This is a genomic window from Streptomyces sp. URMC 126, from assembly GCF_051386555.1.
Taxonomy (GTDB): domain Bacteria; phylum Actinomycetota; class Actinomycetes; order Streptomycetales; family Streptomycetaceae; genus Streptomyces.
Genome location: NZ_JBPQTX010001305.1, coordinates 1 through 239, shown reverse-complemented (window position 1 = coordinate 239; position 239 = coordinate 1). Strand labels below are relative to the sequence as shown.

The 239-nt window shown below is 77.8% G+C and carries 1 protein-coding gene; it reads left to right on the top strand.

Annotated elements, in window-relative coordinates:
* Window positions 1-239, top strand: a 239-nt coding sequence (locus ACSNOK_RS36050) for a hypothetical protein (RefSeq protein ID WP_436784867.1), incomplete at both ends; no start/stop codon positions are given.

Genomic DNA, 239 nt, shown 5'->3' with positions numbered 1-239 from the left:
GGCACGGCGGCTGGCCGACGAGGGGCACCCCGGCGACACACCGCTGTGGGAACGCGTCGCCGAGCGCGTGACCGCCGACGGATACGTCCACGACCCCGCTCTCGGCCCCCTGGACCTGCTCCTGGCCGAGCTGGCCGAGCAGCGCGCGTTCGCCGCGGACGAGCGGGGCGGGAGCGGCCGGGCCGCGATGGCCGAGGCGGTCGCCCTCTATACCCGGGCCGGCCTGCCCTGGCACGAAC